The sequence below is a fragment of the Methylobacterium sp. AC690 genome, from assembly GCF_979256535.1.
The window spans coordinates 130,857-153,339 of record NZ_CEEDOX010000015.1; the positions used below are offsets into that span (position 1 = coordinate 130,857).

18 protein-coding genes and 1 pseudogene are annotated in these 22,483 nt (G+C 70.9%); 9 read left to right on the plus strand and 10 right to left on the minus strand.

Translation table 11 applies throughout. The features are described from left to right. Positions 1–41 precede the first annotated feature (41 nt). Positions 42–890 (minus strand): SDR family NAD(P)-dependent oxidoreductase, encoded by an 849-nt coding sequence (locus AC0IY1_RS18295; protein WP_471771388.1) that lies wholly within the window; start codon positions 888–890, stop codon positions 42–44. Positions 891–1,032: 142 nt separating this feature from the next. On the opposite strand from AC0IY1_RS18295, the gene AC0IY1_RS18300 reads away from it, so the two are divergent. Both AC0IY1_RS18300 and AC0IY1_RS18305 read left to right on the plus strand, forming a co-directional pair. Continuing rightward, positions 1,033–2,829 (plus strand): L,D-transpeptidase family protein, encoded by a 1,797-nt coding sequence (locus AC0IY1_RS18300; protein ID WP_471771390.1) that lies wholly within the window; start codon positions 1,033–1,035, stop codon positions 2,827–2,829. A gap of 436 nt (positions 2,830–3,265) precedes the next feature. Beyond that, positions 3,266–3,421 (plus strand): annotated as a pseudogene (locus AC0IY1_RS18305) (GTP-binding protein); the annotation flags it as partial. A gap of 51 nt (positions 3,422–3,472) precedes the next feature. Here AC0IY1_RS18305 and AC0IY1_RS18310 read toward each other — a convergent pair. Continuing rightward, positions 3,473–3,829: a hypothetical protein gene (locus AC0IY1_RS18310; protein WP_055945889.1), complete on the minus strand. Its 357-nt coding sequence runs from the start codon at positions 3,827–3,829 to the stop codon at positions 3,473–3,475. 110 nt (positions 3,830–3,939) lie between these two features. Further along, positions 3,940–4,986 carry an alpha/beta hydrolase gene (locus AC0IY1_RS18315; protein WP_181017371.1) on the minus strand — a complete coding sequence of 349 codons (1,047 nt, stop codon included), beginning with the start codon at positions 4,984–4,986 and terminating at the stop codon, positions 3,940–3,942. A 264-nt stretch (positions 4,987–5,250) separates the two neighbouring features. Between AC0IY1_RS18315 and meaB the strand changes: the two genes are divergently transcribed. The 3 genes from meaB (at position 5,251) to AC0IY1_RS18330 (ending at position 7,379) form a co-directional block, all read left to right on the plus strand. After that, complete coding sequence (gene meaB / locus AC0IY1_RS18320; protein WP_471771393.1) at positions 5,251–6,249, plus strand: methylmalonyl Co-A mutase-associated GTPase MeaB; 999 nt, start codon at positions 5,251–5,253, stop codon at positions 6,247–6,249. 5 nt (positions 6,250–6,254) lie between these two features. After that, on the plus strand, positions 6,255–6,881 hold the full coding sequence (locus AC0IY1_RS18325) for a pyroglutamyl-peptidase I family protein (protein WP_471771395.1): 627 nt from the start codon (positions 6,255–6,257) through the stop codon (positions 6,879–6,881). A gap of 153 nt (positions 6,882–7,034) precedes the next feature. Beyond that, positions 7,035–7,379 (plus strand): CsbD family protein, encoded by a 345-nt coding sequence (locus AC0IY1_RS18330; protein WP_056277469.1) that lies wholly within the window; start codon positions 7,035–7,037, stop codon positions 7,377–7,379. Between the two features lie 72 nt (positions 7,380–7,451). On the opposite strand, the gene AC0IY1_RS18335 is transcribed toward AC0IY1_RS18330, so the two are convergent. The 3 genes from AC0IY1_RS18335 to AC0IY1_RS18345 form a co-directional block, all read right to left on the minus strand. Next, a complete protein-coding gene (locus AC0IY1_RS18335) occupies positions 7,452–8,237 on the minus strand; it encodes a 3-hydroxybutyrate dehydrogenase (RefSeq protein WP_103710517.1) in 786 nt (261 codons plus the stop codon). Positions 8,238–8,365: 128 nt separating this feature from the next. Further along, on the minus strand, positions 8,366–9,109 hold the full coding sequence (locus AC0IY1_RS18340) for an acetoacetate decarboxylase (protein WP_471771398.1): 744 nt from the start codon (positions 9,107–9,109) through the stop codon (positions 8,366–8,368). Between the two features lie 29 nt (positions 9,110–9,138). Then, positions 9,139–10,257, minus strand: a complete 1,119-nt coding sequence (locus AC0IY1_RS18345; protein ID WP_471771400.1) for a patatin-like phospholipase family protein — start codon at positions 10,255–10,257, stop codon at positions 9,139–9,141. Between the two features lie 535 nt (positions 10,258–10,792). On the opposite strand from AC0IY1_RS18345, the gene AC0IY1_RS18350 reads away from it, so the two are divergent. Both AC0IY1_RS18350 and AC0IY1_RS18355 read left to right on the plus strand, forming a co-directional pair. Then, complete coding sequence (locus AC0IY1_RS18350) at positions 10,793–11,755, plus strand: acetyl-CoA carboxylase carboxyltransferase subunit alpha (RefSeq protein ID WP_471771402.1); 963 nt, start codon at positions 10,793–10,795, stop codon at positions 11,753–11,755. Positions 11,756–12,085: 330 nt separating this feature from the next. Next, the gene (locus tag AC0IY1_RS18355) at positions 12,086–13,609 is read left to right on the plus strand and encodes a L,D-transpeptidase family protein (RefSeq protein ID WP_471771404.1); all 1,524 of its coding nucleotides are present in this window, start codon (positions 12,086–12,088) and stop codon (positions 13,607–13,609) included. Positions 13,610–13,643: 34 nt separating this feature from the next. On the opposite strand, the gene AC0IY1_RS18360 is transcribed toward AC0IY1_RS18355, so the two are convergent. From AC0IY1_RS18360 to AC0IY1_RS18375, 4 genes are all read right to left on the minus strand, one after another. Continuing rightward, positions 13,644–14,270 carry a LysE family translocator gene (locus tag AC0IY1_RS18360; protein WP_471771406.1) on the minus strand — a complete coding sequence of 209 codons (627 nt, stop codon included), beginning with the start codon at positions 14,268–14,270 and terminating at the stop codon, positions 13,644–13,646. A 165-nt stretch (positions 14,271–14,435) separates the two neighbouring features. Continuing rightward, complete coding sequence (locus tag AC0IY1_RS18365) at positions 14,436–14,693, minus strand: hypothetical protein (protein WP_055945918.1); 258 nt, start codon at positions 14,691–14,693, stop codon at positions 14,436–14,438. 133 nt (positions 14,694–14,826) lie between these two features. Continuing rightward, positions 14,827–15,543 (minus strand): PhoH family protein, encoded by a 717-nt coding sequence (locus tag AC0IY1_RS18370; RefSeq protein WP_055945921.1) that lies wholly within the window; start codon positions 15,541–15,543, stop codon positions 14,827–14,829. Between the two features lie 403 nt (positions 15,544–15,946). After that, the gene (locus AC0IY1_RS18375) at positions 15,947–18,313 is read right to left on the minus strand and encodes an ATP-dependent helicase (protein WP_471771408.1); all 2,367 of its coding nucleotides are present in this window, start codon (positions 18,311–18,313) and stop codon (positions 15,947–15,949) included. Positions 18,314–18,511: 198 nt separating this feature from the next. On the opposite strand from AC0IY1_RS18375, the gene AC0IY1_RS18380 reads away from it, so the two are divergent. Next, entirely contained in the window at positions 18,512–18,763 is a 252-nt protein-coding gene (locus AC0IY1_RS18380; protein WP_055945926.1) for a hypothetical protein, read from the plus strand. A 107-nt stretch (positions 18,764–18,870) separates the two neighbouring features. After that, a complete protein-coding gene (locus tag AC0IY1_RS18385; RefSeq protein WP_471771410.1) occupies positions 18,871–22,479 on the plus strand; it encodes an AsmA family protein in 3,609 nt (1,202 codons plus the stop codon). The last annotated feature ends 4 nt before the right edge of the window (positions 22,480–22,483 follow it).

Consider the following 22,483-nt stretch of genomic DNA (forward strand, 5'->3'; position numbering starts at 1 on the left):
CTCTCGGAGTCAGACGAATCGCCTGCGAGACACCCCTCGTGTCAGCGCCCCGTAGCGAACGCCCGGAACGCCTCAGCGTGATCCGGGTGCCAGCGCGACAGGGCGGGACGGTTCTCGATGATGTCGCCGGCCGCCCAGGCGATGCGGCGCTCGTCCTGCGCCCGCGTGGTCTCGTTGTCCGGGCAGAGAATGTAGAAGTCGCCGGCCTCCAGCCGCTCCAGCATGAAGGCGACGGTCTCCTCCGGCGTCCAGGCGCCCGCGGGCTTCTCTTCCACCCCCCGCGCTTTGGTGAGGCCCGTATAGACGAAGCCCGGAATCAGCAGGTGCGCGCTGACGCGGGCGCCCGCGCGGTCGCGCAGGTCGTGGGCGAGGGCCTCGGTGACGACCTTCACCCCCGCCTTCGAGGCGTTGTAGGGCGTATTGCCGGGCGGGGTGGTGATGCCCTGCTTCGAACCCGTGACCACGATGGCGCCGGGCTCGGCCCCGGCGATCATCGCCGGCGCGAAGGCCTGGATGCCGTTGATAACGCCCCAGAGATTGGTGTCGAGGATGCGTGCCCAGGTCTCGGGGGTCGAGAACAGCTGTCCCCCCGCCTCGATCCCGGCATTCAGCATGACCACGGCCGGCGCGCCCTCCGCACAGGCCGCCGCGCACAGGGCCGCGACGGCCTCGGGCCGTGCCACGTCCGTGGCCATCGCGTGGACGGACGCCGCAGTCCCGTCGCGCGCGACCTCGGCGCGGGCCGAGTCCAGCGCCTCGCCCGGCAGGTCGGCAAGCCAGACCCGCATGCCCGCCGCGGCGAAACGGCGAGCCGCCGCGAGCCCGATGCCGCTCGCCGCCCCGGTGACGACGGCGGTCCGTCCCGCCTGAATTGCCGGATGGTTGGTCATGGCCGCTCCTGCTCTGCCGTATCCTGCTCTGCCGTTCCGGGGCGGGAGTTAGGGCAGGTGCCGGCCCCCGTCACGGCACGAGAGGAGATTGGTAACCCTCTGCACGCATGGTCGGGGAGACATTGCACTCGAAAGGTTCGCGATGCTTTCGCGCCACAGGACCGTCGTTCTCCGCCCGCACCGCCTCCGCGCGGGCCTGTCGCCCCTGGCCCTCCTCTGGGCGCTGGGCGGCGCCGCGACGGCTCAGGTCTCCGGCGTACCCGAAGCCCCCTCGCCCGCGAAGGCTCCGAAGGTCGAGAGCCTCACCACCACCGCTCCGGCGACGCCCGCCGTCCAGGCGATCGCCCCGAGCGCGGGCGAGGCCAGCGCCACCCCAGCCGTCCCGGCCAAGAAATCCCGCGAGCTGCCGCCTCTGGTGGTGGCCCGGGTCTCCGCCGACCCGGTGCCGACCCTCAGTCCCGCGACGTTCCTCGACACCCTGCGGATGGCCGACCGCTATCAGGCCATGGTGGATGCCGGCGGCTGGACCGCGCTGCCCGCCGATCTCGTGGTCAAGCCCGGCGCCAGCCATCCGGCCATTCCGGCCCTGCGCAAGCACCTCGCGCTCGTCGGCGACCTGCCTCCCGATGCCCCGATGAACGACCAGCTCGACGCCTCCCTGGTGGCGGCCGTGAAGGCATTCCAGGCCCGACACGGCCTGCCCGAGACCGGGTTGATCGGGCGCCAGACGGTGACGGCGCTCAACGTGCCGGCGGCCACCCGCCAGCGCCAGCTCGCCGCCTCCGCGGCGCGCCAGATCGGCTCGAACTTCGCCTATGGCGATCGCTACGTGGTGGTGAACATTCCCTCGGCCACGGTGGAGGCGGTGGACCACGGGGTCGTGGTGCGCCGCTACGTGGCGGTGGTCGGCAAGCCCGACAAGGCGACGCCGCGGATCGAAGCCCGCATCACCGACGTCAACCTCAATCCGACCTGGACCCTGCCGGTCTCCATCATCAAGAAGGAGATCATTCCGAAGATGCGCAAGGATCCCGGCTACCTCGCCCGGGAGCGCATCCGCATCCTCGGTCCCGGCGGCGTCGAGGTCGACCCCACCGCCATCGACTGGTCGAGCGAGAAGGCGGCCAACTACACCCTGCGGCAGGATTCCGGCCTGGACAATTCCCTGGGCCAGGTGCGCATCGACATGCCGAACAAGCAGGCGGTCTACATGCACGATACGCCGTCGAAATCGCTGTTCGCCCGCGAAGTGCGGTTCCATTCCCATGGCTGCGTACGGGTCGCCCAGGTGAAGGAACTCGCCGGCTGGCTGCTCGAGGGCACGCCGGGTCCCAACGGCACCGGCTCGACCTGGGGACCGATCGAGATCGAGACCAGCATCGCCACGAACGAGCGTCTGGACATCAAGCTGCCGAAGCAGATCCCGGTGACCTTCGTGTATCTTACCGGCTACGCAACCCCGGACGGCCGCGCCCATTTTCGCGACGACATCTACGGCATCGACAGCCCGGCGGTGCCGATGCCGGACGTGGCGGCGACGGGCACCATCGCGCCGCCGTCGGTGACCGTGCCCGCGACGACCAAGGCTTCCACCGCCGGGTCCGCATCCGCCCGGGCCCCGGGCGACAAGCCGTCCCCCGTCACGCCAACTCTCGCCAAACCCACTCTCGCCAAGCCTACTCTCGCCAAGTCGCCTCTCACCAAGCCATCTCTCGCTAAGCCGGTCGAGGCCGCTCCGGTCCCACCCGGGCTCGTGCCGAAGGCATCGGCTCAGAAGGCATCGGCTGAGAAGGGTGCCGTCCCCGGTGCGGCCCCGGCGCAGAGTCCTGGCAAGACAGCCGCCCCACGTCCTGCACGTGCCGGTGCCGACCAAGCGGCCGGTGATCCGGTCCCGCCGCGATCGATCCCCAGCCGCGCGGCACTCCCCCCGACCGACTGAGCCCGCGCCGGACCCTCTCCCCCGGGAAGACTCGCCAGACCCGAAGGGGGGCCGCCTTGCTCCGGCGGTCCCCTCCGGCCGTCGCGTCGCGTCCGTTCCAGCATTCCCGGGAGACGACGCGCGGTTGACAAACCCCGAGGTCATTGGCAATTGCCATGTTATAACATATCAAAAAAGGTCCGCGATGCCGCGTTCCGACCTCCGTCTGCCCGGCAACCGTTCGATCCGAACCGGTTCAACGCCTTCGTGGGCGCGACCTAGCCCGGGCTGATCCGCACCGAGGGCCCTTTCCGGCTCACCTCGCGACCCGACCGGGTGGGCGGATTCTCCCTGGCCGGGGCCGTGGCACGGGTCTCCGCCATGGGCTTCCGGTGGCAGGCCGTTCCGCGCGCGCCTCAACGGGGTCTGGAACGAGACCTGGGGGGACCGGCGCCAGGAACGGGTCTTCCTCGGCACGAGCCTGGACGAGACGGCCATCCGGGCCGCCCTTGATGCCTGCACGATCGATACGGGGCCGGACCGGGGCGCCTTCGATGCCGCCCCCGATCGCGGACTGCCCGATCCGTTTCCGGTCTGGCAGCGGCGCGCCTGAGCTGCGTGCCTGTCCGGTCGCCCGCAACGGGGCGACCGGCTGGGTCGGCGATCAGGAATCGAGGCCGCCGTCCTCGTCGATGTCGACCAGGAACACGATGTCGGCATCCTCCTCGTCCGCGTCGTCCGCCTCGTCGTCGTTCGAGGCCTCGGCGTGGCGGGCATCCGGCTCGTAGGGCTCGTCCTCCTCGGAATCGTCCTCGGCGAGGGCGTCCTCGAAGATCTCGATCTCCTCCTCGGTGGCCGCCCGGACCTTGAGCGGGGAGGTGCCGTTCCACAGCACCTTGCCGTCGCTCTTCATGGTCTGGATGTCGTCCTTGAAGCCATCGCAGGTGAAGAGGTCGTTGGCGACCTCCTCGGAGCCGTTGATGACCGCGATGGCCACGCCATCGATCTCGAGTGTGAACATCGCGAATCCTTGTTGTCTGCAGCCTCGGGGCCGCCGTCCGTGTAGGGGCGAACGGGGCGGAGGCCAAGGCCCGGAAGGCCGGGGGTTGGTTTGCGGTGGGTGGCCGGGCCTCAGGCGCCGCCGCTCGCCCGGGCGATGGCCCGCTTGACCACGCCCTGCACGTCGGGATTGGACAGGAACAGGTCGTGGTTGATGAGGCCGCCGCCGTAATCGGAGGCGTCGGCCACGCGGACGCCCAGGGCTTCCAGGCGCTCGCGGTCCGCCGCGCCGGCCCGCACGATGCCGCCCGCGATGGCGCCGGAGAGTTCGAGGGCACGGTCGTTCGTCGACGAGATCACGGTGATCTTGTGCACGTCCGGTCCCATCCGCTCCACCGCGCTGGTGAAGAGGTCGATGTCGATGTCGGGGGCGGCCAGCACCACCGCGCCGATGCGCGCCATGGCGGCCTCGCCGGCCTCGGCCCGCAACATGCGCAGGGTCTCCAGGGTCAGCAGCGTGCCCATGGAATGCGCGACGATGTTGATGCGTCCGCCCGAGGGGGAGTTCGCCAGCGCCTTCAGCAGGTCCTCGAAGCCGTCGCGCGACCACAGGGCGCTCTCGCGGTCGTAGCCGTAATCGAAGGTGGCGGCCGCCGAGGGCCAGGTGAACAGGGCCGAGGCCCCGCGGAAGCGGATGCCGTCGGAGAGCTTGGCCGCACTCAGGGCCGCCGACTGGAAGCTCTCGCGGTAGCCGTGGACGTAGATCAGCACGTCGCGCCCCAAAGCCGCCTGGGCGAAGGCGGCGGCCGCCCCCGCGCCGGTCTCGACCTGCGGCACCGCCGTCACGGCCCAGTCGCCCGTCACCACGGAGGAGACCTTGCCGATCAGCGAGCGGTCGGGTGCCGACAGGCGCACCTCGGCGAAGCTGAGGCCGCGGCCGCGCTCGGAGGTGAAGTAGGGGCTCTTGGGGGGCGAGCCGACGGGCTTGCGCGTGGTGGCCACGAGCAGCACCGGGCTGACGTCGAGGGCCGACTGGCGCTCCGGCGCGCCGCCGCCCACCGCATCGGTGACGAGTCCGTCGGCGACGCAGCCGGCCAGTCCGGGCGTCAGGCCGGCCACCCCCGAGAGGGCGGCGAAGCGCAGCAGCGCGCGACGGGTGGGAGGCTGGGGTCGGATCATGGCTCGGATCATGTCGTGCAAGGCGGCCCTGAACGTGGTGGCCCCGGGACGGGCGCAACGCGTCAGTACCCTGTCGATCAGGATCGTGACCATGGCGGGGCGGAGGCGTGGCCGTGGCGATGTGGATTGCGGGCAGAGGCGGGCCTGTGGCCCCCGCCCCACAGGGTGGCACGCCTCCGGATCGCGCCGGTTTGCGGCGGAAGCGCCCGCGCGCCGGACCGCCCCCCTCGACGAAACCGGGCCGGACCGGCAAAGAAGACAACCATGGCCGCCTCCCCCGCACCCGCCCTCGACATCGATGCCCTGCGCGAGCGGCTGCTCGCCGGAGACCGGGCCGCCCTGGCGCGGGCGATCACGCTGGCCGAATCGAAGCGGCCGGACCACCGGGCGGCGGCGCGCGGCCTCATCGACGCGGTGCTGCCGCAGACCGGCACGGCGATCCGCGTCGGGATCACCGGCGTACCCGGCGTCGGCAAGTCGACCACCATCGACGCGCTCGGCGCCAACCTGACGGCGGCCGGGCTCAAGGTGGCGGTGCTGGCCGTCGACCCGTCCTCCACGCGCACCGGCGGCTCCATCCTGGGCGACAAGACCCGGATGGCGCGCCTCGCCCTCGACCCCAACGCCTTCATCCGCCCCTCCCCCTCCTCCGGCACTCTCGGCGGCGTGGCGGCCAAGACCCGCGAGACCATGCTGCTCTGCGAGGCGGCGGGGTTCGACGTCATCCTGGTGGAGACCGTGGGCGTCGGCCAATCCGAGACGGCGGTGGCGGACCTGACCGACTTCTTCCTCGTCCTGATGCTGCCGGGGGCCGGCGACGAACTCCAGGGCATCAAGAAGGGCATCCTCGAACTCGCCGACATGATCGCGGTGAACAAGGCCGACGACGGCGAGGGCGAGCGCCGGGCCAGCGCGGCCGCTTCGGAGTATCGCGCCGCCCTGCACATCCTCTCCGCACCGAGCTCCACCTGGACGCCCCCGGTGGTCACGATCTCGGGCCTGAACAACAAGGGCCTCGACGGCCTGTGGGAGCGGATCGTCGACCACCGCAACAAGCTCACCGCCACGGGCGAGATCGCCGCGAAGCGCCGGACCCAGGACGTGAAGTGGATGTGGGCCCTCGTGCACGAGCGCCTGCACCAGCGCCTCGTCGGCTCGGCCGAGGTGCGCCGCCAGACGGCGGAGGCCGAGGCGGCGGTCGGACGCGGGGATGCCTCGCCCGCCGCCGGGGCGGAGGCGATCGCCACCCTGATCGGCCTCTGACCCATATGCCGGGACCGCTGCTGATCACCGGCTTCGGTCCGTTTCCCGGCGTGCCGCGCAATCCGAGCGCGGCCCTGGCCCGCCGCATCGGTGCCCTCGCGCCCCTGAAGCTCGGCGGCATTCCGGTGCGCGTGCTGATCCTGCGCACCACCTACGCGGCGATCCCCGAGAGGCTGGAGCCGGCCCTCGCCGCGGCGCCCGCCGCGATTCTCATGCTCGGCGTCGCGACCCGCGCCAAGCGGGTCCGGGTGGAGGTGCAGGGCCGCAACCGCACGAGCCGGCTCTTTCCCGATGCCTCCGGCCGGATCGCGTCGCGCCTGACCCTCGAGCCGGATGGCCCGCCCGCGCGCCGCTCACCCGCGGCGGCCCCCGCCCTCGCGACGCTGCGCAGGCACGGGATCGCGGCGATTTCCTCGCGGGATGCGGGACGCTACCTCTGCAACGCCAGCTACTTTCGCGCCCTGCGCGATGCGCCCCCGGCGCTGTTCGTGCACATCCCGCTCCCGCCCCGGACGCAGCGCCCCGCGAAGGCACCCGTGCGGCCGCGGCGCGAGGCCCCGGGAGAGCGTCTCGCCCGAGCCTGCACGGAGGTGGCGCGTCGCCTCGTGGTCCGCGGCCGGGCTGGCGGCTGAGCGGCGCGCGACACGGCCCTTTGCCGGCACCGGAAGATTTTCACCCTCGGGCATGGGTCTCCTTCGCGCCGTCGGGCGTTCTGTGAACGTCGGATGCGGGCGCCCCCGACCCCGGACGGGTGGCCCGCATCATCCGCGTTCAGGAGAGAGACCATGGTCGATACGGATCGCATCGTCGGCGCCGCCAAGGAGTTCGGCGGCAAGGTTCAGGGCGCTGCGGGAGACCTCGCGGGGTCCTCGCGCACCTCCGCCGAGGGCCGCTACCGCGAGGCCGAGGGTCGCGCGCAGGACATCTACGGACAGGCCAAGGACACCCTGCGCGACGTGGCCGACAACGTCTCGGATTACGCCGGCGACGCCTACGAGCGCGGCGGCACCTACCTGCGCGACGGCAGCCGGGTGGTGGGTCACCGCGTCGAGGAGAACCCGTTCATCGCCCTGGTGATCGCGGGCGCCGTCGGCTACGGCCTCGCCCTGCTACTGCACGGGCGCCGCTAGAACCCAGCCCCGGCCGTCCCGCTCCGCCCGCCGTCGCGGCGGGACGGAGCGAGGCGGCCACGCGGGACCGCGCTACTGCGCCGTCCAGCCGCCATCCATGGCCATGTTGGCACCGGTGATCTGGCTCGCCGCATCGGAGGCCAGGAACACGGCCAGGGCCGCCACCTGGTCGATGGTGACGAACGCCTTCGTGGGCTGCGCCTTGAGCAGCACTTCGTTGATGACCTCGTCCTTGGTCATCCCGCGCGCCTTCATGGTGTCGGGGATCTGGCTCTCGACCAGGGGCGTCCAGACATAGCCCGGCGAGATGCAGTTCACCGTGATGCCGTGCGTCGCGAGTTCCAGGGCGGCCGTCTTGGACAGGCCGACGAGGCCGTGCTTGGCCGCCACGTAGGCGGACTTGAAGGGCGAGGCGACCATCGAGTGCGCCGAGGCCGTGTTGATGATGCGGCCCCAGCCGCGCTGCTTCATGCCGGGGATCGCGGCCCGCATGGTGTAGAAGGCGGAGGACAGGTTCAGGCTGATGATCTGCTCCCACTTCTCCGGCGGGAAGTCCTCGATCGGCGAGACGTGCTGGACGCCGGCATTGTTCACGAGCACGTCCACGGAGCCGTAGGTCTCCTCCGCCAGTCGGATCAGCCCCTCGATCTCGGCGGGCTTGGTCAGGTCGGCCGGCGAATAAGCCGCCTTCACGCCGAACTCGGTTTCGATCCCGGACCGCGCCGCCTCGATATCCTCGGGCTTGCCGAAACCATTGAGCACGATGTTGGCTCCCTCCTTGGCGAAGGCGCGGGCGCAGGCCAGGCCGATGCCGCTGGTGGAGCCAGTGACGACGGCGGTCTTGGATTTCAGGATCATGGAAGCCTCCTAGGGGCAGTCTTCGGCGAGGGGAACCCGAGCGCGCCGGACAGGCGCGCGGTCGAACAAAGCCTGAGCGCGGTGGCCGGTCCGGGCGGGGTCGGGCACGACGCGGGACGTCTGGTCGATCAGGCGAGATAATCGTGCAGCACCTGCCCGTAGGGCAATGTGAAGTCGACGACCATGTGCCGGCCGCCGACGATGCGGCGCACGGGCAGGTCGGCCACCCGGCAGTTCACGTGCGGGATCAGGTGAAGGCGGGCCTCCCCCTCCCAGGCGCCGTGGACGGTGATGTCCTCCAGGCGATAGCCGACGAGTTGCGCGACCTTCGGGCCGCCGCCGACATCCGGCAGCAGCTTGAGGTTGACGTTGAGCTTGCCCAGGCCCTGCTTCACCGCGGCGAGATCGTGCTCCAGGCTTCGTTGCTTGTAGGTCATGGTGCCCATCGCGACCCGCTCGTCGTCGTAGTGCAGCGTGCCCGTGAGGGTGTCCTTGGTGAGCTTGAGGCGGGGCACACCCCACTTCTTCGGGAAGCCCCAGATCTCGCGCCCGGCCGTGATCGGCGGCTCGTCGTCGAGGTACATCTGGATCGAGAAGTTGCAGGGCTCGCCGTTGAAGCTGGCGAGAGCTCCCGAGCCGCTCTCCTCGTAGTCGCCGAACCCGGAGGAATCCGGCATCTTCATCCACTCGTAGTAGACGAGGTTGTCCGGGTGCGGCTCCAGGGGCTCGGGCAGGGCCCGGCGCAGGGCGTCCGCATCGGTCTCATAGGTCACGATCAGGTATTCGCGCCGCAGGAAGCGATACGGCCCGCGCGGGTAGCTCGGGCTGAAGGCGGGCATCGAGGGCGTCTCGAGGATCTCGTCGCGGGTCACGGGCTCGTCTCCCTGGGGGTGAAGGGCGTTCAGTCCTGCGCGGCACGGGTCAGGTCGAGCACGCAGATGCCGCTCGCGTCGGGTCGGCGGTCGTGCCAGGCGGGCGCTCGCAGGGACCGGCGCATGTCGTCGAGCCCCGCGGCCCAGTGCTCCAGCATGGTCGTGCGCGAGAACTCGTAATCCTTCGAATTCCCCTCGTAGGCCTTGCGACGGTAGATCAGCTGCATGATCGTCACGACGTTGTCGTGACTGATCCCTCGCAGAAACTCGACATCGGGGTCGCCGAGCCATTCGGGCGGCAGCTTGGCCAGGAGGCTGCGCGTGGCCGCCTTGGCCTTGCGGATCTCCAGGCTCATGTCGGTGTTGAGCCGGGTCCGGCTGGAGAAGCGGATGTCCTTCTCGCGCTCGGCCGCGTCGATCAGGGTCCGGGGCATCGCTCCGCGCGCGGAGAACAGGTCCACCTGGAACACCATGAGGTCGCGCCCGCGCTCCTCGTCGAGGACGTATTGCAGCGGCGTGTTCGAGACGATGCCGCCGTCCCAGTAGGGCTCGCCCTCGATGGTGACCGGCGGGAAACCCGGGGGCAGGGCACCGGAGGCCATGATGTGCTCGGGCGTGATCCGGTCCCGCCGGGTGTCGAAGTAGGCGAAGTTTCCGGTGCGCACGTTGACGGCGCCGACGCTGAGGCGGGTCGGCCCCGCGTTGATCAGGTCGAAATCCACGAAGCGTTCGAGGGTCGCGCGGAGCGGGGTCGTCTCGTAGTAGCTCAGCGCCTCCGGCGCGCCGGCCGGATATAAGCCGGCGGGCGGAAAACGGGGCGTGAAGAAGCCGGGCACCCCGAAGGTGGCGATCCAGCCCGCGCTCGCCTCGTTGAACGCCGCCCGGGCCCTCTCGCCGGGAAACCAGGGCGCTCCCGTCACCCCGGAGGAGACGAGCTCCCAGAAGGCTCTCATTCGCTCCACGCGCCGCTCGGGCGGGTTTCCCGCGATGAGCGCCGCATTGATGGCTCCGATGGAGATTCCCGCGACCCAGTCCACCGCGTGGCCCTGGGCCGCCAGCGCCTCGTAGATGCCCGCCTGGTAGGAGCCGAGCGCCCCGCCGCCCTGGAGCACGAGAACGTTGGTTTCGCCGCTGGGAAATGCCGACACGACAGGCCCTCTCGCGATATGAACCACACACCGCCTCGGGGATCCCGCGAGTCGTCCCGCCAACGGCGAGGCACCAACCCACGGTTGCCCGGTGCGTGCGGCGCACCATGACGCAAGCCCGGGGCGACCGCCATCCATCGGATGGGACGAAGCGGCTCGGTTGTCAGGCCCTCGATCTTCGCCCAGCGGCGCCCGGCTTCGGCGGCAGGACCGCCCGGTCGGGTTGGCCGCCGAAACGGTGAGGCATGGCTGCCTGGCGGGAGGGTCTGACGAGGGTGTCCGGCGAGCGCGTCGGCGGAGACTGCCGGGCCGGATTCGCGTCCGAGCCCCTCGACACCCGGGCCGAACGTCAGGCCGAACCGCGCCCGCGAGTCCCGCGGTCGAGCCCGACCCGGGCCCTGTGGACGGTTGACAGGCGGAGTTCCTTCGCCAACACCCCCCGCCCAGTCGCGGCTTTTCCCGCACGCCCTCCGCCGCCATCGTCCCTGACCCGGCCGCCCCGCGCGCGATGGCGACGAACAAGGATCCCTGACCCATGTCGGTGACGCGCTCCTATCTCGACTTCGAGAAGCCGGTGGCCGAGCTCGAATCCAAGCTGGAGGAGCTGAAGACCATGGCCGCCCGCGACGGTGCGGTCTCGATCAGCGAGGAGGTCGGCCGCCTGGAGGCCAAGGCCGCCTCCGCCCTCTCGGACATCTATGCCGGGCTGACCCCGTGGCAGAAGACCCAGGTCGCCCGCCATCCGCAGCGGCCGCACTTCATCGATTACTGCGCCGGCCTGATCACGGATTTCAGCCCGCTCGCCGGGGACCGCGCCTTCGGTGAGGACCAGGCGATCGTGGGCGGCTTCGGACGCTTTCGCGGCCGTCCGGTCTGCGTGCTGGGCCAGGAGAAGGGCTCCACCACGGAGACTCGCCTGCGGCACAATTTCGGCATGGCCAAGCCCGAGGGCTACCGCAAGGCCGTGCGCCTGATGGAGCTCGCCGATCGCTTCGGCCTGCCCGTGCTAGCCTTCGTCGACACCGCCGGCGCCTTCCCGGGCATCGAGGCGGAGGAGCGCGGCCAGGCCGAGGCCATCGCCCGCTCGACGGAGGCCTGCCTCGCCCTCGGCGTGCCGAATGTCGCGGTGGTCATCGGCGAGGGCGGCTCGGGCGGCGCCATCGCGCTCGCCACCGCCAACCGGGTGCTCATGCTGGAGCATGCGATCTACGGCGTGATCTCGCCGGAGGGCGCGGCCTCGATCCTGTGGCGCGACCAGGGTCGCGCGTCGGACGCCGCCACCGCCATGAAGATCACCGCCCAGGACCTGCTGCGCCTTGGCATCATCGACGGCATCGTGCCCGAAGCGACGGGCGGGGCCCATCGCGGACGCGAGGCCGCGATCGAGGCGACGGGGGCCGCCATCGAAACCGCCCTGGTGGAGTTCCAGGGGCTCGGCCCGGACGAGATCCGAGACCGGCGCGCGGCGAAGTTCATGGAGATCGGTCGGAAGCTCTAAGATCGCGACACTCCGCCGCAGATCGAGGCGGGAACCAATGGGCCCGTCGGCTTGCCGGCCGCTGCCAAGGTTTCGCCACATCGACGCGCGGCGGAGCGATGGCGAAAAACCTGCGAAATCAATCCTTTTCCTTCCCGCCCGCCCGACGCGGCGTCAAATGCGGCGAGATCGCGTCGACGGGCCGGTGATGTCCGCAATCCACATCCCGCCCGGGCCGCCGCGGCCGTCTCCTTGCGGTAACAACCGGGTAAGTTTAACGACGCTAAGGGGTTGGGGAGTGGCATGCCACGGGCGTGAGCCCGGGGCTGCGTGACTGAGGATAGGTTCCCCATGGCTATGCGCCCGCTCGTGGCCGCCGGTTTCGCTCTGCTCGCCCTGTCGCTCGGCGCCTGCCAGGACGGTTCGACGGGCGGTGGCGTTCCGCTGCGGGCCCTGGCCCCGGTGCCGCCGAAGACCCTCGCGCTGATGGCCCAGAAGGGCATGTCGCAGAGCGATCCCATCCTGATCCGCGCCTACAAGCGGGAAGCGGAGATGGAGGTGTGGAAGCGCGGGACCAACGGCCAGTACGCCCTGCTCAAGACCTTCCCGATCTGCCGCTGGTCGGGCCAGCTCGGCCCGAAGACCAAGCAGGGCGACCGTCAGGCGCCCGAGGGCTTCTACACCGTGACGCCGGGTCAGATGAACCCGAACTCGTCCTACTATCTCTCGTTCGACACCGGCTATCCGAACGCCTACGACCGAGCAAACGGGCGCACCGGCAACTACATCATGGTGCACGGCACCTGCTCTTCGTCGGGCTGTTTTGCCATGACCGACGAGTCGATGGGCGAGATCTACGCCCTGGCGCGCGATTCCTTCGCCGGCGGCCAGCGCGCATTCCAATTTCAGTCGTATCCGTTCCGGATGACGGCGACCAACATCGCCAAGTTCCGCAACGACCCCAACGCGCCGTTCTGGAAGAACCTCAAGGAAGGCTCCGACTACTTCGAGGCCCTGCGCGAAGAGCCGCGGGTCGGCCTGTGCGGAACGAAGTACGTCTTCGGCGGCGCCGACGCGGCGGCCGGCTCCTGCACCCCCAAGGTCGAGCCCCAGGTGGCGGAGAAGCGTGAGCGCGACAACCGCGAGATCGCCGACCTGATCGCCAAGGGCGCGCCCGCGACCCGCTTGGTCTACGACGACGGCAGCCAGAACCCGGTGTTCCGCGGTCCGCAGACGCCCGCCAGCACTCTCACCTTCGCGAGCCTCGGCAAATCGACCCCCGAGCCCGAGCTGCCGTACGATCCCAAGGAATATGCCCAGCACAAGCTCGGCGACGTCAGCCGCCCCGAGAGCCTGGCCGCCGGCGAGCGCGAGATCGAGGTCGACGCCAAGGGCCGTCCGGTGATGATGGCCGCGGCCGCTCCAATCCCCACCAAGGCCGCCGCCGCGAACCTCGCCCGGAAGGGCGCCGCGCCGTCAGCCAAGCCCGAGCCCGTGGTGGCCGAGCCGGCCAAGCCCGCCCGCGTGATGGTGGCCGACGCCGAGGGCGATCCGGCCGCCTACAAGAAGCTGATGGGCAACCTGTTCAGCAACGGCGCCCCCGCGACCCCGGCCGCCGACGCCGCCACCGTCCCGGCCGTGGCTGCAGCCGAGCCGGAGCCCGTCGCGGCCAAGCCTGCGGCCAAGTCCGCGCCCGCGAAGGCGGCTCACGCTGCCCTCGCCCCGGCCAAGGGCGGCAAGCCGGACGAGGACAAGGCGGCGAAGCCGGCCCACAAGACCGCCTCGGCGGCCATGACCGCGTCGGCGAAGACCACCGCGTCGCCGAAGACCCCCGCCTCGCCGAAGACCACCGGCTCCACCACGCCCAAGAATTGAGGCGCGGAATCGTCCTGAGCCGAGTTGCCCCGGTTCAGCGCGTGCCGAGGAGCATGGCGCCGAAGCCGAGGAAGATCCCGCCGGTGATCCGGTCAAAGGCCCGCCGCAGCGCCGGACGGGTCAGGGATGCGGCGAGCCGGCGGCCGCCGAGGGCGTAGACCCCGTACCAGAACAGCTCCGCCGCCGCGAAGGTGACGACCAGGATCGCGAATTGCGGGGCCTGCGGCCGCGTCGGCTCGACGAATTGCGGCAGGAACGCGCTGGCGAACAGCAGGAGCTTGGGGTTGCTCAGGCCGATCAGCAGCCCGTCGCGGTAGAGACGGCCCAGCCCGACCGGCGCCGGGATTCCCCCAGGGCCGGGGATCTCCAGCGCTCCGTCCTGCCCGCGCCAGGCCCGGACGCCGAGCACGACGAGGTAGGCGACTCCGGCATAGCGCAGGCCATCGAACAGGACCGGCGAAGCCAGGAGGACGGCGCTCAGTCCCGCGGCGGAGGCCACCAGCACGAGGACCACGGCGCTGAGGCATCCGGCCATGGCGGCGAGGCTGCGGCGCCAGCCGACGCGGACGCTGCGCGCCAGGATGTGCAGCATGTTCGGCCCCGGCGTGCCGGACAGGACGAAGACGGCGCTGAAGAACAGCCACCAGGTCTGGAAGGTCACGGCCGGTCTCCCGATCGAGGGCGCGCGCCCCAGGCGCGATACCGGCAATCTCCTAGCAAGTGGCGCCCGGATCGGCGCCCGGCCGGGACGCGGGGCAGCCCGGCGCCCAACGAAAAAGGGCCCCGCGAGGGACCCTTCTCCAGATCGGTCAGATCGAGCGACCGATCACATGCGGTGCATCATCCGGCGCTCCATGCGACGGTGCATCATGCGGCGCTCCATGTGACGGCGCATCATGCGGCGCTCCATGCGACGGTGCATCATGCGACGCTCCATCCGGCGCTCCATGCGCATCTGAACGGTGGACACCGTCTCGGGGGCGGTCACGCCCATCGGGGTGCCCGGCGCGGCCGAGGCGGAGGTGGCGAGGCTGGCACCGCCGAGCGAGGCGAGCACGGCGAAAGCAAGGGTCAGTTTCCTCACGTGTAGACTCCCATTCTCTTTTGGCCGAGCGCGGCACCCGGTTGGTTCTCTCGCGCCCGAGGCCGAGAAATTTGTGTCGCGCACCGGAGTGAGCGGCAGGCCCCGTTCCGACCTGCCGCTGACAACACCTGAGTCAGAGATTCGTTTCCTCGAAAGCGCGCACCCACTCAGCACAAATTCCGGAGCGGACGATATCGTCGAGGGTAAATTCTACCACCGGGATCGGCATCATCCGACTTTTGATCAGGTGGATCACCGTGCGAAGGCCCGACGTCTCGCGTAAGTCCGTCTGGGACACGTCGCCGTTGATGATCACCTGGCAATCGTCGCCGATGCGGGTGAGGAACATCTTGATCTCGGCGGTGGTGGTGTTCTGCGCCTCGTCGAGGATCACGAGGCAGTTCTTGAAGGTGCGCCCACGCATGACCTCGAAGGGCACCACCTCGATGTCGCCGGTCTTCACCGCGATCTCGAAGGCGGCCTCGCCCATGCGCTCCTTCATGGTCTCGGTCAGGGGCGCGACCCAGGGGGCGATCTTCTCTTCCAGCGTTCCGGGGAAGAAGCCGAGGGAGCGGCCGGAGGGCACGTTCGGCCGGGTGATGATCACCTTGGCGATACGGCGCTGGCGGAGTTGATCGGCGGCGCGGGTCCCGGCGATGAAGGTCTTGCCGGTGCCGGCGGGGCCGAGAACGATAACCTGTTTGTGAAGGGCAAGGGCGTCGAGGTACTGCGCCTGCCGGTCGGTGAGGGGCTGGATCGGACTGAGATTGCGTTCTTCGTCGAAGCGGGTCTTGTGCAGCCGGACCGGACGGTCCTCAACGAGTTCAAGTCGTGCGCGGCGTCTCTTCATCGATCAACACTCCAACCGGACTTGCCAACCTGGATTTAATCTGAGCCTGACTTACTGAACTTGCTTCGCATCACTTGTGACTGATCCCGTTTCGGCGATCCTTTCGACCTCGCCCGCTTCACAGCCAATCCGGAGACCGCCCTCGAGTTCCGGGCGGGTCCCTCAAGGCTGTGGATTCCCGATACGGTCCCGATGACCGCAGTACGTTGCGTTGCACGCACCATGCCGCGCCGGGCGCAACAGGGGCGTGACAACAACTATTCTTGAAAATGATGTAAAAAGTCTGCGCCGATGCTGCGCTGCGGGGGAAAGGCGGCCGCAATTGTCGATTGCCCCGGGCTGTGTCGTGGAAGACGCAGTCCGCATCCGTGCGTCGCTCTCCGCAGCCACGGCGTCCGGCGTATCAGGCCGCCTGAATGAAGCTGTCGAGGACCATCTTCCGGCCGGCCTTGTCGAAATCAACGGTCAGCTTGTTGCCGTCCACACCCGCCACGGTGCCGGGGCCGAACTTGGTGTGGAACACCCGCATGTCGACGCTGAAGGCGGAGGGTGCGCCCGTCGACTTGGCGATGAGTTCGCCCTCGATCTGGCGCGGGCCGCCCCGGCTGGCCGGCGAGCGGTTGCCGACCCCGTAGCCGTTGGCGTTTCCGGACTGCGCCGTGTTGGCCTGGGCCCGCTGCCAGCCCGGCGTGCCGTAGGACGAGCCGAAGGGCGTCGGGTTCCGGTCGAAGCGCGAGGCCCCGGCCGAGAAGTGGGCGGGCGCATCGATCACGTCGACGCTGTCCTCGGGCAATTCGTCGATGAAGCGGCTCGGCACCGTGGAGGACCACAGGCCGTGAATGCGCCGGTTGACGGCGAAGGACAGCTTGGCGCGCTTGCGGGCCCGGGTCAGGCCGACATGGGCGAGGCGGCGCTCCTCCTCCAGCCCGGCCCGGCCGCTCTCGTCGAGCGCCCGCTGGTTCGGAAACAGGCCATCCTCCCAGCCCGGCAGGAAGACGGTGTCGAATTCCAGGCCCTTGGCGGCGTGGAGGGTCATCAGCGAGACCCGGTCGGCGCCCTCCTGCTCGCTGGCCTCCATGACCAGCGAGACGTGCTCGAGGAAGGCGGCGAGGTCCGGGAACTCCTCCATGGAGCGGACGAATTCCTTGAGGTTCTCCAGGCGCCCGGCCGCATCGGCCGACTTCTCCTTCTGCCACATCTCGGTGTAGCCGGATTCCTCCAGGATGGTCTGGGCCACCTCCGAATGCGGCTGCGTCCCCACCAGCCGGGACCATCGTGAAAAGCTCTCGACCAGGGCGCGGACGCCGGACCGGGCGCGGGGCTTCAGCTCGTCGGTCTCCACGACGAGGCGGGCCGCCTGGAGCAGCGGCACCCGCTCGGCCCGCGCATAGGCGTGCAGCGCCTGCAGGGTAGCGTCGCCGAGGCCCCGCTTGGGCGTGTTGAAGATCCGCTCGAAGGCGAGGTCGTCGGAGGGGTTGGCCGTGACGCGCAGATAGGCGAGTGCGTCGCGGATCTCGGCCCGCTCGTAGAAGCGCGGTCCGCCGATGACCCGGTAGGGCAGGCCGAGCTGGACGAAGCGGTCCTCGATCTCGCGCATCTGGGCCGAGATGCGCACCAGCACGGCGATTTCCGAGAGGGGATGCTGCTTGGCCTGGAGACTCTCGATGGCCTCCGCCACCTGGCGGGCCTCCTCCTCCGAATCCCAGGCGCCCGACACCGTCACCTTCTCGCCGGCGACGTCCTCGGTGCGCAGGGTCTTGCCGAGGCGGCCCTCGTTCTTGGCGATGAGGCCCGAGGCGGCGCTGAGGATGTGGCCGGTGGAGCGGTAGTTGCGCTCGAGGCGGACCACGACGGCGCCGGGAAAGTCGTGCTCGAAGCGCAGGATGTTGTCGACCTCGGCGCCGCGCCAGCCGTAGATCGACTGGTCGTCGTCGCCCACGCAGGCGACGTTGCGGTGGCCCTGCGCCAGCAGGCGCAGCCAGAGGTACTGGGCGACGTTGGTGTCCTGGTACTCGTCCACGAGGATGTAGCGGAAGCGTTGCTGATAGTTCTCCAGCACGTCCGGGTTCTCGCGCCAGAGCTTCAGGCAGAGCAGCAGCAGGTCGCCGAAATCGGCGGCGTTGAGGGTCAGGAGCCGGGCCTGATAGGCGGCATAGAGCGTGCCGCCCTTACCGAAGGCGAAGGCCTGGGCCTCGCCGGGCGGCACCTGCTCGGGCAGCAGGCCGCGGTTCTTCCAGCCGTCGATGGCCGAGGACAGGGCCCGCGCCGGCCAGCGCTTCTCGTCGATGTTCTGGTCGACGATGACCTGCTTCATCAGCCGAAGCTGGTCGTCCATACCGAGGATCGTGAAGTCGGAGCGCAGGCCCACCAGCTCCGCGTGCCGGCGCAGGATCTTGGTGCCGATGGCGTGGAAGGTGCCGAGCCAGGGCATGCCCTCGCCGGCCGGCCCGATGAGCCCGCCGATGCGGTGCTTCATCTCGCGCGCGGCCTTGTTGGTGAAGGTCACCGAGAGGATGTCGAAGGGCCGCGCCTTGCCGGTGGCGATCAGGTGGGCGATTCGGGTCGTCAGCACCCGGGTCTTGCCGGTGCCGGCCCCGGCCAGCACGAGCACCGGCCCGTCCGTCGCCTCGACGGCGCGGCGCTGCTCGGCGTTCAGCCCTTCGAGGTAGGGACTGCCCTGCGGCCGCAGGGAGGCCATGGCACGGGCGGCGATGGAGGTCGGGGCGGCGTCGGAGGCGGTGGGGCCGGCCGCGTCGGAGTGCTGGGTCATGCCGCATCCCTGGACCAAAACGCGAACGGCGTCGAGGGTGATGCCCGTGTCCGCGGCGCGTCGACGAGGGCGCGCCCCTGGATTTCGGCCTGACACCGACGCAGCGCCGCAGGAGCCTGAGATTTGGGAACTCGCCTTTCCAACGATGCGTCGTCTTACCAGATCAGATCTCATTCCGTCATCGCCAAGGACGCCGCCATGCGTAGCTCCCCCGCCCTTCTCGCCGGCCTCGCCGTTCTCGCCGCCAGCCCGGCCCTCGCCCAGGTCTCGTCGCGGGGCGTCGACAGCCTGAATGCCACCAACGAGCGCCTGTCCAACCGCAGCGAACTCCGGGGCATCGAGCAGCGCCAGCAATTCGACACCAACCAGTCGCGCCTGCAGATCCAGCGCAGCGACCTGTTCCGGCCGAGCGCGCCCCCTGCCCCGATCGTCGTTCCCGGCCGTCGCTGAGCCGCAGCGCAGGAGGCGGCGCGGGCCCTGGCGCGCTGGGGCCTTGCCTGTGCTATGTCCGCCGGCGAAGCGGGACCCGGTCCGGATGACGAGGCGGAACAGAGACGGTGCGTGACATCCTGACCGCGCTGGCGGGCGCCGTCATCCTGCTCCTCGTCGCGGCGCTCGCCGTCCCGCCCTTCGTGGCCTGGGAGGGCTATCGCGGCACGATCGACCGGACGATCACGCGCTCCCTCGGGGTCGCCGCTCAGACCGAGGGCCGTATCGGCGTCCGGCTCCTGCCCTCGCCGCGCCTCAAGCTCGATCGCCTGCGGCTGGGATCCGGGGCTGGCGCCGCGCAGAAGCCCACCCTCGACCAGCCCCAGCTCGACCTGCAGTGGATCAAGGCCGAGATCGCCCTGGCGCCGCTGCTGAAGGGCGAGATCCGCTTCACCGAGACGCGGGTCGGCCGGGCGGAGGTCAAGCTCCCCGTGACCGATGGCGAGGCGATGCTGCTGCCCGCGCGCGGGCTCTCGGCGGCCCTGCGGCGCGACCTCGCCATCGAGGATCTGTCGATTCGGCAATTCGTGCTGACGACCCAGGTGCCCGCGACCGGCCGGACGGAGCAGTTCTACGCCGAGGCGCTGCAGGTCTCGGCGCCGGCCCTCGTCGGACCGTGGCGGGCCGAAGGCACCAGCCGGGGCGTTCCCTTCCGGGTCTCGACCGGCGAGCTCGGACCCGACGGCGTCAGCGTGAAGATCGCGGGCGGCGGCGACACGCAGCCCCGCTTCGAGGCCGATGCCCGCATCGGCCTCGCCCCCGCCGGAACGGGAACGGGCGGCCGGCGCCTGGCCTCGGCGGTGGCCGAAGGCAGCGCCCGGATCGTCGTCGGGCCGCCGGTCCAGGCGGCGGGCGCCTACCTGCCCTTCTCGCTCGCGGGCAAGTTCAAGGGGCGCGGCCTGACGGCCCGATTCACCGACGTCGCCCTGGAGATCGATCCCGGCGGCCAGGCCCTGCGCCTGGGCGGCACGGGTCAGCTCGACCTGAAGCAATGGCGCGGTGCCCTGGCGCTCTCCGCCCGTCGCCTCGACCTCGACGCCTTCCTGACCTCGGCGGCCGGGCAGGCGCTGATCGCCCGCGGCGTGCCGAGCACCGGCAGCCGCAACGGCCTCGGACTGCCGATCATGGTCGATCTCGACCTCGCGGTGGAGAGCCTGGCCCTCGGCCTCGACGAATGGACGGGCCTCGCCGCCAGCGGCACCCTCGACCGCACCGGTGGCGTGGTGCTGCGCCGGCTCGACGTCACGGCGCCGGGCGCCGCGGTCCTGGGCGCCAGCGGGGAGATCGACACCGAGTCCGGCCTGCGCTTCACCGGGCACCTGTCCCTCGACACGCCGGCCTCCGACGGGTTCGGCCGCTACCTGCGGCGCCTCGGGCTCGAAGGCCCTGCCGTGGCGGTGATGGACGGCCGTCCCGTGCAGGGGACGACCGACCTCTCGGTCGCCGCGGGCACGGTGTCCCTGCGCAATCTGCGCCTCGGGCTCGGCGAGGCTCGCATCACCGGCAATGCCCGCTACATCGCGGCCGAGGGCACGGAGCGGGGGCGCTTCGACGCGCAGCTCGCCGCGCAGGGCCTCGACATCGCCGCCCTGCCGGTGCTGGGCAGCACCCTCGCCGACCTGCGGGGCCACGATGTCGGGATCACGCTCCAGGCCCGGGACGTGCGCTACGGGCCTGCCGGCGCCCATGGGGGCAACGGCACCATCGCGGCGAGCATCCAGTCGGACGGCTCGAGCCTCGTGGTCGACAGCCTCGACATCACCGACCTGGCCGGCGCCAATGCCAAGCTCTCGGGCCGGATCAGTCCGGACGGCACGGGTCGGATCGCCGGGCAGGTCTCGGCGGCGGTGGCCGCTCCCCTGTTCGCGCTCCTCGACCGAGTCTGGGTGACGGAGGCCCGCCAGGTCCCGGCCTTCCTGCGGAACGGGGCCCTCGACCTCGCGGTCAACATCGAGCGCGATGCGAGCGCGGCCGACACGCTGCGGGTCGGAGCGAAGGGCAACGCGGCGGGCGGCACCCTCGACCTCGACCTTCTGAGCCGGGCCGGCCGCATCGACACCCTCGACCTCACCATCGCGACGGCGAACGCGGCCTCCTGGTTCGGGCGCACCGACGTCCCGGCCCTGCGCCGGCCCGGTCGCCTGCGCATCGCCGGCGTGCCCGCCCCGTCCGATGACCCCACGTCGCCCGGAGGCCTCGCCCTGCGCCTGAGCGGGACGGTCGCCGACATCGCGATCGCGACGGTCCAGCCGCTCCGCCTCGACGCCACCGAGACCTTGCCGCGAGGCGGCGAGCTTCAGCTCGCCCTGCCCGATCTCGCGCCACTCCTCACCCTGGCGGGCAGCGCCGTGCCGATCCCCGGGCCGCTCCCGGCCGATCTCGGCCTGCGCCTGTCGCGCGCCGGCCCGGACTTGCGCCTGGGGGTCGTCGGTCGGATCGCCGGCCAGCCCGTCTCGGCCGACCTCACCCGCACGGCCGAGGGCGCGATCGGCGGCAGCGCGTCCCTGACCCGCCTGTCCCTGCCAATGCTGGCCAGCGCCACCATCCTGCCGACCGAAGCCCCGCGCGGGCCGGGGCAGAGCCCCGCGAGCGCGCGGTTCGCGCCGGTACCGGCGGGCCGGCCACCCGTCTCCCTCGGCCTCCGGGTCGACAGCCTCGAGCTCGGGCGTGGACTTACCGCCACCGGCGCGACCCTCGGTGTCACCCTCGACGGCGAGACCCTGACCCTGCGTGACCTCGACGCGACCCTCGCCGGCGGACGCATCGCGGGACGCGTGACCTCGACACGTCAGGGCGGTGCCGCCGCGCTCTCCGGCGAGGGTCAGATCACCGACGCGTCGATCCCCGGACTGATCGGCCCGGGGTCGGTGGAAGGTCGTGTCACCGCCCAGCTCCGCTTCGGCAGTTCGGGTGAGAGCCTGACCGGGTTGATGAACAACCTCGGCGGCAGCGGCACCCTCACGCTCACCGACGTCAGCCTCCCGGGGGCCGATCCGGCCGGCCTGGATCGAGCGCTGACACGGGCCCTGGCCGAGGACGACCCCCTGCGAGAGGGCCGCCTTCAGGCCCTCGTGGCCGAGGAACTCGGCGCAGGTTCGCTCACCGTGAAGGGATCGGTCTCCAGCCCTGTGAGCCTCGTCGGCGGCACTCTGCGCGCCGGCCCGCTGACCTTGACCCTCGGATCCGCCCGCTGGATCGGGACGCTCGGCGTCGACCTGCGGGACGCACGCATCGATGCGCGCGGGTCTCTCGTCGCGAGCCAGTCGCCCAAGGGCTGGAGCGGGGCGAACCCGTCGATCCAGCTCGGCTTCAGCGGTCCGATTCGATATCCCGAACGCAGCATCGACGCCGGACCTGTAACGAACGGGCTCGCCGCCCTGGTGCTTCAGCGCGAACTCGAGAAGATCGAGCTGTTCGAGGCCGACCAGAGCGAGCGCCAGCGGCGCCGCGCCCGCATCGAGATGGACAAGGCCCGCGTCCTCGCCATCAGGGCCGCGGCGGACAAGCTGGCGGCCGAGAGAGCGGCCTCCGAGGAAGCCGCCCGCCAAGCGCGTCTGCGGGCGCAGCAGGCGGCCGACGAGGCCGCACGCGAAGTGCAGGCGCGCGAGGCCGAGGCGGCACGCCGCCAGGCCCCGGAGGCGAATGCTCCGCAACCCGAGGCGGCCCCTCGGCCTTGAGCGA